General features: G+C 70.2%; 11 protein-coding genes. 6 read left to right on the forward strand and 5 right to left on the reverse strand.

Annotated elements, in window-relative coordinates:
• Positions 1 to 119 precede the first annotated feature (119 nt).
• The 4 genes from ACWEEU_RS24880 to ACWEEU_RS24895 all read left to right on the forward strand — a co-directional run bounded on the left by ACWEEU_RS24880 (position 120) and on the right by ACWEEU_RS24895 (position 5,065).
• Entirely contained in the window at positions 120 to 3,416 is a 3,297-nt protein-coding gene (locus ACWEEU_RS24880; RefSeq protein WP_451735022.1) for a nitrate- and nitrite sensing domain-containing protein, read from the forward strand.
• 10 nt (positions 3,417 to 3,426) lie between these two features.
• Positions 3,427 to 3,840 carry a roadblock/LC7 domain-containing protein gene (locus ACWEEU_RS24885; protein WP_004983065.1) on the forward strand — a complete coding sequence of 138 codons (414 nt, stop codon included), beginning with the start codon at positions 3,427 to 3,429 and terminating at the stop codon, positions 3,838 to 3,840.
• 96 nt (positions 3,841 to 3,936) lie between these two features.
• Complete coding sequence (locus tag ACWEEU_RS24890; protein WP_385746839.1) at positions 3,937 to 4,503, forward strand: DUF742 domain-containing protein; 567 nt, start codon at positions 3,937 to 3,939, stop codon at positions 4,501 to 4,503.
• A complete protein-coding gene (locus ACWEEU_RS24895) occupies positions 4,484 to 5,065 on the forward strand; it encodes a GTP-binding protein (RefSeq protein ID WP_026248371.1) in 582 nt (193 codons plus the stop codon). Before ACWEEU_RS24890 ends, ACWEEU_RS24895 begins: the two co-directional genes overlap by 20 nt.
• Positions 5,066 to 5,246: 181 nt before the next feature.
• On the opposite strand, the gene ACWEEU_RS24900 is transcribed toward ACWEEU_RS24895, so the two are convergent.
• The 3 genes from ACWEEU_RS24900 to ACWEEU_RS24910 form a co-directional block, all read right to left on the reverse strand.
• Entirely contained in the window at positions 5,247 to 5,435 is a 189-nt protein-coding gene (locus ACWEEU_RS24900; protein WP_385746841.1) for an acyl-CoA carboxylase subunit epsilon, read from the reverse strand.
• Between the two features lie 23 nt (positions 5,436 to 5,458).
• A complete protein-coding gene (locus ACWEEU_RS24905) occupies positions 5,459 to 7,042 on the reverse strand; it encodes an acyl-CoA carboxylase subunit beta (protein ID WP_451735025.1) in 1,584 nt (527 codons plus the stop codon).
• Positions 7,043 to 7,351: 309 nt separating this feature from the next.
• Entirely contained in the window at positions 7,352 to 7,849 is a 498-nt protein-coding gene (locus ACWEEU_RS24910) for a hypothetical protein (RefSeq protein ID WP_385746845.1), read from the reverse strand.
• Positions 7,850 to 8,076: 227 nt separating this feature from the next.
• Between ACWEEU_RS24910 and ACWEEU_RS24915 the strand changes: the two genes are divergently transcribed.
• A complete protein-coding gene (locus tag ACWEEU_RS24915; RefSeq protein WP_385746847.1) occupies positions 8,077 to 8,682 on the forward strand; it encodes a YceI family protein in 606 nt (201 codons plus the stop codon).
• 82 nt (positions 8,683 to 8,764) lie between these two features.
• On the opposite strand, the gene ACWEEU_RS24920 is transcribed toward ACWEEU_RS24915, so the two are convergent.
• Positions 8,765 to 10,132: a hypothetical protein gene (locus ACWEEU_RS24920; RefSeq protein ID WP_451735027.1), complete on the reverse strand. Its 1,368-nt coding sequence runs from the start codon at positions 10,130 to 10,132 to the stop codon at positions 8,765 to 8,767.
• 63 nt (positions 10,133 to 10,195) lie between these two features.
• On the reverse strand, positions 10,196 to 13,216 hold the full coding sequence (locus tag ACWEEU_RS24925; protein WP_451735029.1) for a glycoside hydrolase family 3 protein: 3,021 nt from the start codon (positions 13,214 to 13,216) through the stop codon (positions 10,196 to 10,198).
• 246 nt (positions 13,217 to 13,462) lie between these two features.
• On the opposite strand from ACWEEU_RS24925, the gene ACWEEU_RS24930 reads away from it, so the two are divergent.
• Entirely contained in the window at positions 13,463 to 15,328 is a 1,866-nt protein-coding gene (locus ACWEEU_RS24930) for a ricin-type beta-trefoil lectin domain protein (RefSeq protein ID WP_385746873.1), read from the forward strand.
• The last annotated feature ends 151 nt before the right edge of the window (positions 15,329 to 15,479 follow it).

Here is a 15,479-nt window from a genome sequence, read left to right on the forward strand (position 1 = left end):
TGCCCAGGGGTCAAAGACGTACTGAGTGGTCGAAGACGAACCGGGCTCTGCGAAGACAAACCGGGCTCTGAGAGACTGCGGCACGAGACGGTGCCGACCGCCGAGAGGTTGTTGGTCGAGTGAGGCGAAGCAAGAACGGTCCCGAGCCGTCGGCGCGGGGCAACTTCACCCCGCCGCCGCGCGCTGCGGCCCCCGCACCGGTTGCACCGGGACCGGAGCCCGAGGCCGCGGCGCCCGCGGCTTCCGGGGGCCGGTTCTCGCCGCGCAACTGGCGGGTGCCCACCAGGCTGAACGCGATCCTGCTCATACCCGTGATGGTCGGTCTCATCATGGGTGGCTTCCAGGTGAAGAACTCGATCGACACCTGGCAGGACGCCGAGGACGCCGAGAACACCGCCATCCTGGTGCGGGCGTCCCTGTCGTACGCAGACGCCCTGTACAACGAGCGCGACATCAGCGCCGCCCCTCTTCTGAAGGGCAAGGCCGAGACCGCCCAGGACAAGGCGACGGTCACCGCGGCGCGCAAGTCCACCGACAACGCGGCCGACGCCTTCGACAAGGCCGCGCAGAACATGCCGCACAAGCCGGGCCTGGAACGCCGGCTGAAGCTGTTCCGCGACACCGAGCCCAAACTCCAGGCACTCCGCGCCCTCGCCTACACGCCCAAGCTCACCGGCGTGAAGACGGAGGAGGGCTACATCGAGATCGCCCACCCGCTCATGGAGTTCGCCAACGAACTGGGCCTGGGCACCGGAAACATCACCTCCTACGGCCGTACCGTCTACGCCATCTCGCTGACCAAGGCGGCGCTCTCGCTTGAGCGCTCCATCGGTATGCACATGCTGGTGAAGCCCGGTCCGGACGCCCCCAACCTGGCCACCCAGCGCGTCGCGCTCTCCTCCTACGCCTATCTGGAGGGCATCGCGGTCGAGGAGTACCTCGGCGGCGGTACCCAGGAGGACTCGGACCGCCTCGACCAGGAGAAGCGGGACATCCAGACGCAGGGCGCCAAGATGGTGGCCGAGGCCAAGGCCCAGGACCCCTCGTACAAGGCGCCCCCCAGCAATCCGCAGGACATGGTCGTCAAGCTCGCCGGCCTGAAGACCACCGACCCGATCGAGCGGCAGGCGCTGGCCCAGGAGGGCATCACCCCCGCCAACTGGTGGGCGGTCAACACCCTGAAGTTCAAGGCGTACCGCTCCATCGAGTCGGACCTGACCGACAAGGCCGTGAACGAGGCGTCGGGCATCGCCGACGACGCCAAGACCTCCGCGATCATCACCGGTGCGGCCGTCGTCCTCGTGCTGCTGCTCGCCTTCCTCCTCGCCGGTGCGGTGGCCCGTCAGATGAGCCGCTCGATGCGCCAGTTGCGCAACGCGGCCTTCGGCATCGCCGAGCAGCGGCTGCCGATGCTGGTCGACCAGCTCTCCCGCACCGACCCCGGCCGGGTCGACACCCGGGTCGCCCCGATCCCGATCCACACCAAGGACGAGATCGGCGAGGTCGCCCGCGCCTTCGACCAGGTCCACCGCGAGGCGGTCCGGCTCGCCTCCGAGCAGGCTCTGCTGCGGGGCAACATCAACGCGATCTTCACCAACCTGTCGCGCCGCAACCAGTCGCTGATCGAGGGCCAGTTGACCCTGATCACCGACCTGGAGAACAACGAGGCCGACCCGGACCAGCTCGAGAACCTGTTCAAGCTGGACCACCTCGCGACCCGTATGCGCCGCAACGGCGAGAACCTCCTGGTCCTCGCGGGCGAGGAGCCCGGCCGCCGCTGGGACCAGCCCGTCCCGCTGGTCGACGTGCTGCGCGCCGCCTCCTCCGAGGTGGAGCAGTACGAGCGCATCGAGCTGTCCGGCGTACCGGACGCCGAGATCCACGGCCGCGCGGTCACCGACCTCGTGCACCTGCTGGCCGAGCTGCTGGAGAACGCGACGACGTTCTCCTCCCCGCAGACCAAGGTCAAGGTCACCGCGACCCGTCTCCCCGACGGCCGCGTGATGATCGAGATCCACGACAAGGGCATCGGCCTGACGGCCGAGGACTTCGCGGACATCAACCACAAGCTGGCCAACCCGCCGACCGTGGACGCCGCGATCTCCCAGCGCATGGGCCTCTTCGTGGTCGGCCGGCTGTCCGACCGGCACGGCATCCGCGTCCAGCTCCGCCCCTCGGGCGAGCAGGCCGGCACCACCTCGCTGGTCATGCTCCCGGACGCGATCACGCACGGTGGCGGCGGCGAAACCCCGCTGGAGCGCGAGGAGTTCACCGTCTCGCAGATCATCCCGGAGCAGCAGTTCCGGGGCGAGAACTTCGGTCAGCAACAGCAGCAGCCGCAGCAGCCGCCGATGCGCACCGCCGCCGAACTCGGCTTCGACGACAGCCGCTACGAGGTCCCGGACGACATCCGGGGTCTGGACCCGGTCGGCCGCTCGCTGATGCGCGAGGAGCGCCGGGCCGCGCTGGAGTCCCACGGCCATCAGCCGCAGGAGGACACCGGGCAGCAACCCGCGTTCCCCGACGCCTTCGAGCAGCCGCGACAGGGCTTCGAGGACACCTCCGGCTTCCCGGTCCAGCAGCACCCGCAGGCCGCCGCCCCCGAGGCGCAGCAGCCGTACCAGGAGCTGCCGCAGGCACCGTACGACGAGCAGCAGTACTACGCGCAGGACGCCGGGCTGCCGCAGAGCGACGGCTTCGGCCAGAACGACGGCTTCGCGCAGAACGGCGGCTACCCCGACGCGTACCGGGAGCAGGGCCACAACGGCCATGCGCCGGCGCACGCCTCGGCGCCCGACGCGTTCGGTCCGTACGACGGCGGCAACCGCCAGGACGACTGGTCCGGCCAGAACGGTTTCCAGAACGACTATCCGGCCCAGTACGCTGCGGAAACGGAGTCTTCGCAGGCCGGTGACGTGAGTGAGCGGAACCGCGTAGGCTTCGAGCGTCCCGGACCGGCCGCCCCCGCCGCCCACGACATGACGAACGCCGGGCTTCCCCGCCGCGGTGGCGTCACGAGCGGTGCGAACGGCGTGAACGGCACGGCCCACGGGCAGCAGGAGGCACCGGCTTCCTCGGCGGGCCCGCTCGCCCAGACCAACGGCGACAGCGGCTGGCGTTCGGCGAACGACGAGCGCTGGCAGCAGGCCTCGCAGTTGCGCAAACCCAAGGCGGGCGGAGTCACGTCCTCCGGTCTGCCCCGGCGGGTACCCAAGGCCAATCTGGTCGAGGGCACCGCCGAGAGCACCCCTCAGGGGGGCCCACAGGTCTCCCGCGCCCCGGAAGACGTCCGGGGCAGGCTGAGCAACCTGCGCCGAGGCGTCCAACGCGGACGCAGCGCAGGCAGTGAAACGAACGGCCAGGCCACTAACAATCAGCACAGTGGTCCTGACAGCACCTACAACCAGGAGCGTTAGTGTGAGCCCGATGAGCCAGGCGGCACAGAACCTGAACTGGTTGATCACCAACTTCGTGGACAACACCCCGGGGGTGTCCCACACGGTGGTGGTCTCCGCCGACGGACTCCTTCTGGCGATGTCCGAAGGCTTTCCGCGCGACCGCGCCGACCAGCTCGCGGCCGTCGCCTCCGGTCTGACGTCTCTGACGGCAGGCGCCTCCCGGATTTTCGAGGGAGGCAGTGTGAACCAGACCGTTGTGGAGATGGAGCGAGGATTCCTCTTCATCATGTCCATCTCCGATGGATCTTCGCTCGCGGTGCTGGCCCACCCGGAAGCGGACATCGGCCTCATCGGGTACGAGATGGCCCTTCTGGTGGACCGCGCGGGCACGGTCCTCACCCCGGATCTCCGTGCGGAACTCCAGGGCAGCCTTCTCAACTAGCAAGCGGACGGTGCGCGTTCGCGTCCCGGGGCCGTAAGGTTTCGGGACGCGGCTCCACGCATATGGGTGCCCGGCACAGTCGGAGGAGGAGAGAAAGTGGCAACACCCCCAGGCGGTTCGCATACGGGCAACTGGCCGTACGGTCCCTCGCAGGGACAGGACGGCGGTTCCGCGAACCCGTACATCCCCTCCGCCCCCGGCCAGCGGCAGCCCTACGCACCGCAGGGTCCCGGTCCGTCTCCCTACGAGCAGCCCCAGGCCCCGCGCATCCAGCCGGTTCCGCCGCGCCGCCCCGAGCCGGCGTCGGCCCCGGCCGCGTCCAACAACCCCTTGGTGCGTCCGTACGCCATGACCGGCGGCCGGACGCGCCCGCGCTACCAGCTCGCCATCGAGGCACTGGTGCACACCACCGCCGCTCCGCACCAGATGCAGGGTCAGCTTCCCGAGCATCAGCGGATCTGCAACCTGTGCCGGGAGATCAAGTCGGTGGCCGAGATCTCGGCCCTGCTGACGATCCCCCTCGGCGTGGCCAGGATTCTCGTCGCCGACTTGGCGGAGGCGGGCCTGGTCGCCATCCATCAGCCCGGCGGCGACGAGAACGCCGGTGGCCAGCCAGACGTGACACTGCTCGAAAGGGTGCTCAGTGGACTTCGCAAGCTCTAGCGGCGGTCCTTCCCGCTCCACCACCTCCGCGAAGATCGTGGTGGCGGGCGGCTTCGGCGTGGGCAAGACCACGTTCGTGGGTGCCGTCTCGGAGATCAACCCGCTGCGTACCGAGGCCGTCATGACGTCCGCGTCCGCGGGCATCGACGACCTGACCCACACCGGAGACAAGACGACGACGACCGTCGCCATGGACTTCGGCCGCATCACCCTGGACCAGGACCTGATCCTGTACCTCTTCGGTACGCCCGGTCAGGACCGCTTCTGGTTCATGTGGGACGACCTCGTGCGCGGTGCCATCGGCGCCATCGTGCTGGTCGACACCCGGCGCCTGGCCGACTGCTTCCCGGCCGTGGACTACTTCGAGAACTCGGGCCTGCCGTTCGTCATCGCCCTCAACGGCTTCGACGGCAACCAGCCCTACAACCCCGACGAGGTCCGCGAAGCCCTGCAGATCGGCCCGGACACCCCGATCATCACCACGGACGCCCGCCACCGCGCGGACGCCAAGAGCGCCCTGATCACCCTGGTCGAGCACGCGCTCATGGCGCGTCTGCGCTGACGGCTCCGCCGGTCCGGCACCCTGGTCCACGTCCGAAGGCCCCGTCCCGCCACGCTGCGGGCCGGGGCCTTCGCCGTACCCCTACCCGGTACGGCCCGAGGAAGGCCATGACAGGCCGACGACGAAGGCCCCGCCTCTCCCGGAAGGGAGGAGGCGGGGCCTGCGCCGTGCTCGTCGGGGCTCAGTGCCAGCTGTGCGGGGCGCGGAAGCCGGGCTCGCGCTCCAGACGGCGCCAGGCGGCCCGGGGGCGGCCGGCGGAGGGGCGGGTGGTGTGGCGGGCCGCGGCGCGGGCGAGGAGGACGGCCGTGATGGCGGCGACTTCCTCGGGCTCGGCGTGGCCCTTCTCGACGCGGATGTCGGGAGTGTCCATGGTTTCGGTCTCCGAGGGCTCGATCACTGCGGCGGGTTGCCGTGCTTGCGGGAGGGCAGGTCGGCGTGCTTCGACTGAAGCATCGCCAGCGACTTGACCAGGACCTCGCGGGTCTCCGCGGGGTCGATCACGTCGTCCACCAGACCGCGCTCCGCCGCGTAGTACGGGTGCATGAGCTCGGCCTTGTATTCCTTGACCATCTTCTGGCGCATCGCCTCGGGGTCCTCGGCCTCGGCGATCTGGCGACGGAAGATGACGTTGGCGGCGCCCTCGGCGCCCATCACGGCGATCTCGTTCGTGGGCCACGCGTAGGTGAGGTCCGCACCGATGGACTGGCTGTCCATGACGATGTAGGCGCCGCCGTACGCCTTGCGCAGGATGAGCGAAATCCGCGGCACGGTCGCGTTGCAGTAGGCGTAGAGGAGCTTCGCGCCGTGCCGGATGATTCCGCCGTGCTCCTGGTCGACACCGGGCAGGAAGCCCGGCACGTCCAGCAGCGTGATGATCGGGATATTGAAAGCGTCACACATCTGGACAAAGCGCGCAGCTTTTTCACTCGCCTCGATGTCCAGCACGCCCGCGAGGACCTGCGGCTGGTTGGCGATGATGCCGACGACCTGGCCGTCGAGGCGGACCATCGCGCAGATGATGTTCCGCGCCCAGCGCTCGTGGACCTCCAGGTACTCGCCGTCGTCCACCAGCTCCTCGATGACCTTGGTCATGTCGTAGGGCCGGTTGCCGTCGGCGGGGACGAGGTCGAGCAGGACGTCGCCGCGACGGTCGGCGGGGTCGGAGGACTCCACCCGGGGCGGGTTCTCGCGGTTGTTCTGCGGGAGCAGCGACAGGAGGTAGCGCACCTCCGCGATGCAGGTCTCCTCGTCGTCGTACGCGAAGTGGCAGACGCCCGAGGTCTCGGCGTGCACGTCGGCGCCGCCCAGGCCGTTCTGGGAGATTTCCTCGCCGGTGACCGCCTTGACGACGTCCGGGCCGGTGATGAACATCTGCGAGGTCTCACGGACCATGAAGACGAAGTCGGTCAGGGCGGGGCTGTAGGCCGCGCCGCCCGCGCAGGGGCCGAGCATGACGGAGATCTGCGGGATGACGCCGGACGCCTTGGTGTTGCGCTGGAAGATGCCGCCGTAGCCGGCGAGCGCCGAGACACCCTCCTGGATGCGGGCACCCGCGCCGTCGTTGAGGGAGACCAGCGGCGCACCGGCCGCGATGGCCATGTCCATGATCTTGTGGATCTTCGTGGCGTGGGCCTCGCCCAGCGCGCCGCCGAAGATGCGGAAGTCGTGCGCGTAGACGAAGACCGTGCGGCCCTCGACCGTGCCCCAGCCGGTGATGACACCGTCGCTGTACGGCTTCTTGGCCTCCAGGCCGAAGCCGGTCGCGCGGTGCCGGCGCAGCTGCTCGACCTCCTGGAAGGAGTCCGGGTCGAGGAGCAGCTCGATGCGCTCGCGGGCGGTCAGCTTGCCCTTGGCGTGCTGTGCCTCGGTCGCCTTCTCGCTGGGGCCCGCCAGGGCCTGCGCCCGGATCACGTGCAGTTCGGCGACCCGCCCGCGCGCGTCCGCCGGCTCACCCGTCGTCTCTTCCAAAACGGTCATGTAGCGACCTTACGAAGGACATCGAGGAAAGCGAGCCGTCCACTCCGTACAGTCTCCGAAGCGTTTTCCTGGTACCACCGAACAGAACCACGCCGAGGTGCAGCTGTTCTTACTGCCCGGAGGGCGTCGGCGTTGTAGGGGTGCCACAAACGCCGGTATCGGAACGCGACGCGGATCCGCCGCCGCGACACGCCAACCGTGGGGTGAAACGGGGCCTCCGGACGGCCGACTGCGCCTACCGTACCCCGAACGGCGGCGAGGGCCGCCCCGGAGTGTCGCGCCCGGGTACGACCCCCGCCCGCGGCCCGCTCAGCAGCCGCCGCAGTTGTAGTAGAGGACGTCCCAGTGGTTGCCCTCGTCGGCGTAGATGTTGCCCGAGCCCGACTGGTACTGCGGCGCGCCGTCGCCGCGCAGCCCGATGTAAGTGAAGGTGTTCTTGATGTACGAGGTCACGCAGGTGTTCTTGCCGTAGTCCAGCTTGTAGCCGTTCCAGTGCGAGTAGGTCCCCGAGGCATGGCCGGTCTCGGTGCCGCCGGTGATGTTCAGCGCGCAGCCGGTGGCCCGTTTGAGGGTCTGGGCGCCCTGGGCGGTGGGGAGGTTGAGCTGCTCGAACGACGTACAGGTGGAGTTGTTGCGGTCCGAGCAGCCTCCGGAGGAGGACCAGGTGATGCCGACGTCGCGGAACATCTGGGTGGCGGTCGCGTGACTGATCTTGGTGACGGCGAAGGCGTCGGAGGCGGTGCCGACGACGGCGACACCCGGCGCGACGACGAGCGCGAGCGCGGTCAGAACGGAACGGATCTTCACGTGGGGAACCCTTCCTGCGGTGGGCCGAGCTTCCTGTGGGGCGGCTGTGCAGGTGGTGCACCGCAGATGGTGCCCGAGTTCTACGCGCGTCCGCCAGAGGGCGTACGTGGTGACTGTGTGTTGACGTGAAAACACGCACCGGATGATGTTGAAAATCAAACAGAATGGCGTTACGGTCGTAACAGCAGGGTTCGTTGAACCTTAAACAAACTTCCGAGGAGCACACGATGGGCATCTTCAGCCGCAAGGACAGCACCCCCCAGACGACCACCGCCGCCCCGGCCGGCGCCGCGCTGGCGGGCCTGACGGGTGACTACACGATCGACCCCGCGCACACCTCGATCGGCTTCACCGCGCGGCACGCCATGGTCACCAACGTCAAGGGCAGCTTCACCGAGTTCACCGGCACGCTGCACCTGGACGGCGAGAACCCCGCGAACTCCACCGCGAGCCTCGACGTGAAGATGGACAGCATCGACACCGGCAACGCGGACCGGGACACCCACCTGAAGTCCGCCGACTTCTTCAAGACGGACGAGTTCCCGACGATGACCTTCCGCTCCACCAAGGCGGAGTCCCTGGGCGGCGACGACTACCGCATCACCGGTGACCTGTCGATCCTCGGCACGACCAAGCCGATCACCATCGACCTGGAGTTCAACGGCTCCGCCAAGGACCCGTTCGGCAACGACCGCGTGGGCTTCGAGGGCAAGGCCGAGCTGCTCCGCTCGGAGTGGGGCCTGACCTGGAACGCTGCCCTGGAGACGGGTGGCGTGCTGATCTCCGACAAGATCAAGCTCAGCTTCGACGTGTCGGCCATCAAGAACGCGTGAGCCTCCGGCGGTCCGGCCGCGGTACCGACGAGCGCCCCGTTCCCGAAGAGGGAACGGGGCGCTCGGGTACGTGCGGGAGGGCTCAGAAGCCTCCGCCGAAATCGCCTCCACCGCCGAAGTCCCCGCCGCCCCCGAAGTCGCCGCCTCCGTCGCCGAAGCCGCCGCCGAAGTCGCCGGGGTCGAAGTTGCCGCCCGAGACGTCGCCGCCCTCGAAGCCGCCGAAACCACCGCCGAAGCCGTCGCCGTACCCGCCGCCGTAGTCGGCCGCGTAGGCGGGGGTGGACATCATGCCGCCGAGCGCGGTGCCCACCAGCAGGCCGGGCAGCAGACCGCCGCCGAAGTAGCCGCCCGCCCAGGGGCCGTAGGCGGGGCCCGCGTCCCAGTAGGGACGGCGGCCGTACTCGGTCTCGACCTCACGCACCGCCGGGTCGTGGCCGTCGGCCAGCCGGGCGGCGTCGGCCGCGCAGACCGGGACCTCGCGCGGGCTGCCGCCGGGCGGCGTCCACAGGGCGTCGGTCACCGACGGGCCGTGGCGCGGGTCGAAGAAGCAGGGCGCGCGCCGCTCGGGCAGCGGACGCCCCTCGCGGCGGGCGGCCAGCGCGGCGAGCGAGAAGCGGCCGTCCTCCAGGGTCTCGGTGACCGCGCGCACGTCCTCGGGTCTGCGCGCCCGCTCCATGAGCTGCTTGGCTCGGTCGTAGGCATTCAGGGCGCGCTCGTAGTCGGCGCGCATCGCGTCGTCGGCGCCGGGCTCGCCGGGAGAGAAGTCGAGCCGGTCCAGCTCCTCGCCGAAGGCGGTGATGTCCTCGTCCACCACCACGCGCAGCCGGTCGAGGGCGGCGCGCTGCTCCTCGTCGCGGCGGCGGCGGTTGCGGCGGACCAGGGTGTAGGCGCCCGCCCCCGCCGCCACCAGGACACCGGCGGCCACGATCAGCCCGGTGCCGGACACTCCCCCGCCGGAGGAGTCCCAGCCGGACGGCGCGTGTCCCCGGACGGTGTCGAGGGCGCGGTCGGTGAAGTCGGTGAGCTGTGCCTTGGCGTCCTCGCCCTGGACGCTCGCCACCAGGTTCTTGCGGGCCGTGTCCGACAGGACCACGGAATCGGCCCGGGCATCGAAGCGGTCGCCCAGCCTGATCCCGTAGAGACCGGTGATCCCGGTGGCGGTGCGCAGGTCGGAGAACAGGTTCTTGGTGCGGTACCCGTCTGGCAGGACCACCACGAACACCGGTTTTCCGGCGTCCTTGATCCGCTTGGACAGCGCGTCGGCGTCGGCGCGGGAGAGCTGTCCGGAGGCGGCCGGGTCGACGTAGACCGGATTCTCGCGCAGCGCCCGGCCGATGGTGGAGACGCTGGTGTCCGCGCTCGCGGCGGGGGCGAACACGGTCGTGAAAGCCAGGGCCAGCGCGGCAAGGAGCAGCGCGGGGAGGCTTCGGGTCGGCAGGACGGCCTTCATCCTTCGACGCTACCCGAAGCCTCCCCTTTTCGGTCAGGTGTGCGGATCGCTGGTTCGGGTGAATCAGGCTGCCCGATAAGCCTCCGCCAACTTGCGCAGCGCCAGCGCGTAGTTCCCGGTCAGCAGGGCGTGGTCGGCCTCGGCGAAGGGCTTCGCCACCGCCGCCGTGATCCGCTGTCCCACCTTGTCCTGGACGATCAGCCGGGCCTTGGTGACCAGCGCCCGTCCGGTCGTGCCGTCGTGCGCCCGTCCGGCCCGTTCCGCCGCCGCGCCGAGCGCCTTCAGCTCCGCCGCGCCGCCCTTGGACACCGTGGTGCGGGTGGTCAGACCCCAGCCGAAGGGGTACTGCGGGTCGTACGACGTGTCGCCGACGTTGATCGGCAATTGCGCCTCGGACCTCGGCCAGGTGACCGGGAGCCGGCCGGTGAAGGCCCGCTTGCCGTAGAGCACGTCGGCCACGCCGTCTCCCTCGGTGCCGGGCAGCCAGGAGGCGACCAGGGCACTGATCTCGCCCAGCCGGTCTCCGACGAGCTGCGGGCGTCCGGAGACGATCAGCACCGCGCACTTCATGGCCGCGCACACCTTGTCGACGGCGGCCCGGTCGGCGGCGGACAACTGGAGGCTGTGTCCGTTGCCCACGTCACCCACGCCCTCGGCGTAGGGGGTCTCCCCGACGACGACCACGCCCACGTCGTAGCCCTTGGTCGGAGCGGAGGCGTCCTTGGACCAGGTGACGTCGCCGCCCGCCTTCCGCATCCCCTGGAGGATGGTGGTGCCGGGGACGATGTCGCCGGAGGAGCCCTGCCAGGTGACGGTCCAGCCGCCGGTCTGGTTGCCGATGTCGTCGGCGTTGGACCCGGCGACGTACACCTTCTGGCTCTTCTTCAGCGGCAGCAGTCCGCCACTGTTCTTCAGCAGCACCTGGGACTCGGCGGCGGCCTGGCGGGCGACGGCGCGGTGCGCCGGGGAGCCGATGGCGGACGCGCCCGAGGTGTTCGCGTAGGGGTGCTCGAAGAGGCCGAGGCGGAACTTCTGGGTGAGGATGCGGGAGACCGCGTCGTCGATACGCCGCTCGGTGACGCGTCCGGCCTTCACCTCGGCGGTCAGGGCCGCGGTGAAGTCCTTGTAGGTGTAGGGGACCATCATCATGTCGACGCCCGCGTTCACCGAGGCGCGCACGTGCGCGGCGTAGTCGCCGGGCAGCTGGTCGATGGCGTTCCAGTCACTGATCACGAAGCCGTCGAAGCCCATGCGGCCCTTGAGCACGCCGTTGATCATGTCCGCGCGGGCGTGCATCTTCACCGGGCCGCGTCCGTCGCCGATGACGTCGAGCGAGGAGTACGACGGCATGACGGTGCCGATCCCCCGGTCCACGGCGTCCTGGTACGGCGCGAGGTGGACGGCCTCCAACTGCCGGCGGGTGACCTTGGTGACGCCCTGGTCGATCGTGTAGGTGCCGGTGGTGGAGGAGCCGTAGGCGGTGCCGCCGTCGCCGACGAAGTGCTTGGCGGTGGCGAGGACCTTGTCGGGGCGGGCGAGGTCGCGGCCGTCGGCGCGGCCCTGGAGGCCCTGGATCACCGTCTCCAGGGACTCGACCAGCGCCGGGTCCTCACCGAAGGACTCGTAGGAGCGGCCCCAGCGTTCGTCGCGGGTCACGCACAGGCAGGGCGCGAAGTCCCAGGGGATGCCGGTGGCGCGGACCTCGGCGGCGGTCACCGCCCCTGTCCGCTGGGCGAGTCGGGGGTCCCGGGTGGCACCGATGCCGATGTTGTGCGGCATGATCGTGGCGCCGACGAGGTTGTTGTGGCCGTGCACCGCGTCCACGCCGTAGATCAGCGGGATCTGGAACCGCGTCGCCCGGGCGCGCAGCTGGAAGCCGTCGATCATCTTCGCCCACGCCGCGGGGGTGTTGGGGGTGGGCGTGGAGCCGCCGCCGGAGAGCAGCGAGCCGAGGTCGTAGGACGCGATGTCGGCCGGGTCGCTGACGGCGCCGCGCTCGGCCTGGGTCATCTGGCCGGTCTTCTCCGCGAGCGACATCCGCCCCAGCAGGTCGGCCACCCGCTTGCGCACGGGCAGCTTCTTGTCCAGGTACGGCAGTCCGTGGGCGTCGATGACGATCTGCGGGTTCTCGGCGGGGGCCTTGGCACCGGTCACCGTGAGCTTGAGCGGGATCGTCTCGGCGGGCTCGGCGCCGCGGTCCTTCAGGGTGGTCACCTCGACGGTCCGCGAACTGCCGGAGGGGGTGCCGGCCGGGAAGGTGAGGGAGCCGTCGACCGGCTTGTAGTCCGTGCCGGGGCGGGCGGTGCCGCCCGCGGTGGTGTAGGCGACGGTCACCGGATCGGTGAGCGGCTTCTCGCCCGTGGTGGAGACGGTGACGCGGACGGAGGCGGTGCCGCCCTCGCGGACCGGGTGGACGGCCGCGTCCGTGGTGACCGAGGCGTGCAGCGCGGGGTCGGCGGCACCGTAGAGCTCGACGCCGTCCATGGCGAAGCGGCCCTTGACGCCGGTGGGGAGCGTGACGGCGTAGCCCCACATCTCGGTGAGGCCGAGGACGTGGTCGATGCCGCCGACGGGCTGGTAGTCGGTGCGATAGGTGAACGCGCCGAAGGGCAGCTCGACCTGCTTCCAGCCGGAGAAGTCGTCGGTGAAGGAGGTCGTCCACAGCTCGGACGCCTCGCCGTTCGCGCCTCCGTCCTTGATCTCGAAGGCGATCTTCTTGCCGTTGTCCTGGCCGTCCCACCAGAAGCGGATGCCCCGGTGCGCCGACCAGTCGTGGGCGGGGCCCGCGGCGGCGTAGTCGTGGGTGAAGCCGCCGTAGCCGCTGATGTCGTAGCCGCCGGAGAGGACCTTGGCGCCTTCGGGGGCGTCGGCGCGCGCGGCCAGTTCCAGGGCGGGCGGGTCGTCGCTGTCGCCGCCCCAGGTGAAGATGCCCTCGGCGGGCTGGGCGGCGAAGGGGACCTCGCCCTCGAAGCGGTCGACGGAGAGAGGTGGCGGGTCGGCGGCACCGGAGGCGGTGGCTGCCGCGGTCAGCGGAAGTGCCGCGGTCAGCAGGGCGGCGGAGACGAGCAGGGCGGTTCTGCGCATGGACCTTCCCTTGGCTCACGGTTCACTCATGACTTAACTCACGGCGTGAGTCAACTGGCGCCCCAGGGAGTCGTCAAGGCTTCACGCCGGAAGTGGTACACCGTCGACTCATGTGTGGAGCAGGGGTGTTGTGCGTTCGCCTTCTGAATACGCGACCCCTTGACGGACGATGCAAGCCGTCATTTACTCACGCCTCGCACGCCGCTGTTCCCCACCTCCCCCCACCTCTTCGAAGGGCGGCGCACCATGAGACCACCCCTGCGCCCGGTCCGGCTGCTGCTGGCCGCGCTGCTGACCGCCGGGCTCGGCACCCTCGCCGTCCCCGCCGCGCACGCGGCGGGCGAGCCGGTGACGGCCTGGCTCACCACCACCGACGACTCCGGCGGGCGCCATGTCACCCGCGGGCTCCAGCAACAGGCGCCGTTCGCCTTCTCGTCGGGCACCGGCGGCTCGGGCGAGAACATCACCGTCGACGAGGGCACCCGCTACCAGACCTTCACCGGCGGCGGCGCGTCCTTCACCGACACCGCCGCCTGGCTGATGAACAGCAGCGGCGCGCTCTCCCAGTCCACCCGCGACGCGACCATGCGCAAGCTGTTCTCCCCCACGGACGGCATCGGCCTGTCGTTCCTGCGCAACCCGATGGGCGCCTCCGACCTGGCCCGCTCCGGCTACACCTACGACGACGTGCCGGCCGGGCAGACCGACCCCTCGCTCGCGAAGTTCTCGATCGCCCACGACCTCGCGGACGTCGCCCCGCTCACCCGGCAGGCGCTCCAGCTCAACCCGTCCCTCACCGTCATGGCCTCCCCCTGGACGGCCCCGGCCTGGATGAAGGACAGCGGCTCGCTCAACGGAGGCTGGCTGAAGGCGGAGGACTACGGCGCCTACGCGTCGTACTTCGTCAAGTACCTCCAGGCGTACCGCGATCAGGGCGTGAACGTCTCCTACGTCACCGCCCAGAACGAGCCGACCTGCTGCTCGGGCTACCCCTCGATGAGCTGGAACGCCGGCGGTCTGGCCTACTTCACCAAGAGCGAGCTGCTGCCCAGGCTCCAGCAGGCGGGCCTGTCCACCAAGGTCCTCGCGCACGACTGGAACTGGGACTCCTACGACTCCTACGCCGCCCAGACCGTGGACGACGCGGCGGTGCGCAGCCACCCCAACTTCGGCGGGATCGCCTGGCACGGCTACGGCGGCGACGTCGCCAAGCAGACGACCGTGCACGACCAGTACCCGGACCTGGACGCCTTCGCCACCGAGCACTCCGGCGGCACCTGGATCGCCGACCAGCAGCGCGAGGACATGTCCAACATCATCGACTACACCCGCAACTGGGCGAAGTCGGTGACCAAGTGGTCTCTCGCGGTGGACCAGAACATGGGCCCGCACAACGGCGGTTGCGGCACCTGCACCGGCCTGATCACCGTGCACGACGGCGACAGCCGCAGCGGGAGCGTGGACTACACCGTCGAGTACTACGACATGGGCCACCTCACCAAGTTCGTCCGCCCCGGCGCCCAGCGCATCGCCTCGACGGCCTCCTCCGCCGTGCCCAACGTGGCCTGGCGCAACCCCGACGGCAGCAAGGCCCTGATCGCCTACAACGGCGGCTCCTCGGCCAAGCCGGTGACCATCAACTGGGGCGGCCAGCACGCCACTTACTCTCTCCCGGCCCGCACCTCCGCCACCTTCACCTGGTCCGGCACCCCGTCCGGGGACGGCGCACGCACCGGCGCCTTCGCCGGTCTCGCGGGCAAGTGCCTGGACGTGGCGGGCGGTTCGTCCGCCAACGGCACCGCCGTCCAGCTCTACGACTGCAACGGCAGCACCGCCCAGCAGTGGACGGTCAGCGCCGACGGCTCGGTCCGCGCCCTCGGCAAGTGCCTCGACGTCACCTCGGCCTCCACCGCGAACGGCGCCAAGGTCCAGCTCTACGACTGCAACGGCACCGGCGCCCAGCAGTGGTCCTACAACGCCTCCACCGGCGACGTCGTCAACACGGCGGCGGACAAGTGCCTGGACGTCACGGACAACTCCTCGGCGAACGGGGCCAGGGCCCAGATCTGGTCCTGCACCGGAGCCGCCAACCAGAAATGGACGCTGCGCTAGGGCCTGTCTGACCATTCCCGTCGTCGCCCGAGGGCGGCCGCGCGGCGTCAGGTGCGTGCTCTCGGCGTGTCGGCCCCAGGCCCCCGTACTGGACGTACCGGGGCCTGGGGCCGGCGCGGCGAGAGTGCGTGCATGGCGCCCCGCGGCGGAC

The organism is Streptomyces sp. NPDC005004 (assembly GCF_053600675.1).

Bases quoted from the DNA above. Each gene is read 5' to 3' on its own strand.
- ACWEEU_RS24885 (WP_004983065.1), top strand. From the start codon at position 3,427: ATGAGCCAGGCGGCACAGAACCTGAACTGGTTGATCACCAACTTCGTG.
- ACWEEU_RS24900 (WP_385746841.1), bottom strand. From the start codon at position 5,435: ATGGACACTCCCGACATCCGCGTCGAGAAGGGCCACGCCGAGCCCGAG.
- ACWEEU_RS24905 (WP_451735025.1), bottom strand. From the start codon at position 7,042: ATGACCGTTTTGGAAGAGACGACGGGTGAGCCGGCGGACGCGCGCGGG.
- ACWEEU_RS24915 (WP_385746847.1), top strand. From the start codon at position 8,077: ATGGGCATCTTCAGCCGCAAGGACAGCACCCCCCAGACGACCACCGCC.
- ACWEEU_RS24920 (WP_451735027.1), bottom strand. From the start codon at position 10,132: ATGAAGGCCGTCCTGCCGACCCGAAGCCTCCCCGCGCTGCTCCTTGCC.
- ACWEEU_RS24925 (WP_451735029.1), bottom strand. From the start codon at position 13,216: ATGCGCAGAACCGCCCTGCTCGTCTCCGCCGCCCTGCTGACCGCGGCA.
- ACWEEU_RS24930 (WP_385746873.1), top strand. From the start codon at position 13,463: ATGAGACCACCCCTGCGCCCGGTCCGGCTGCTGCTGGCCGCGCTGCTG.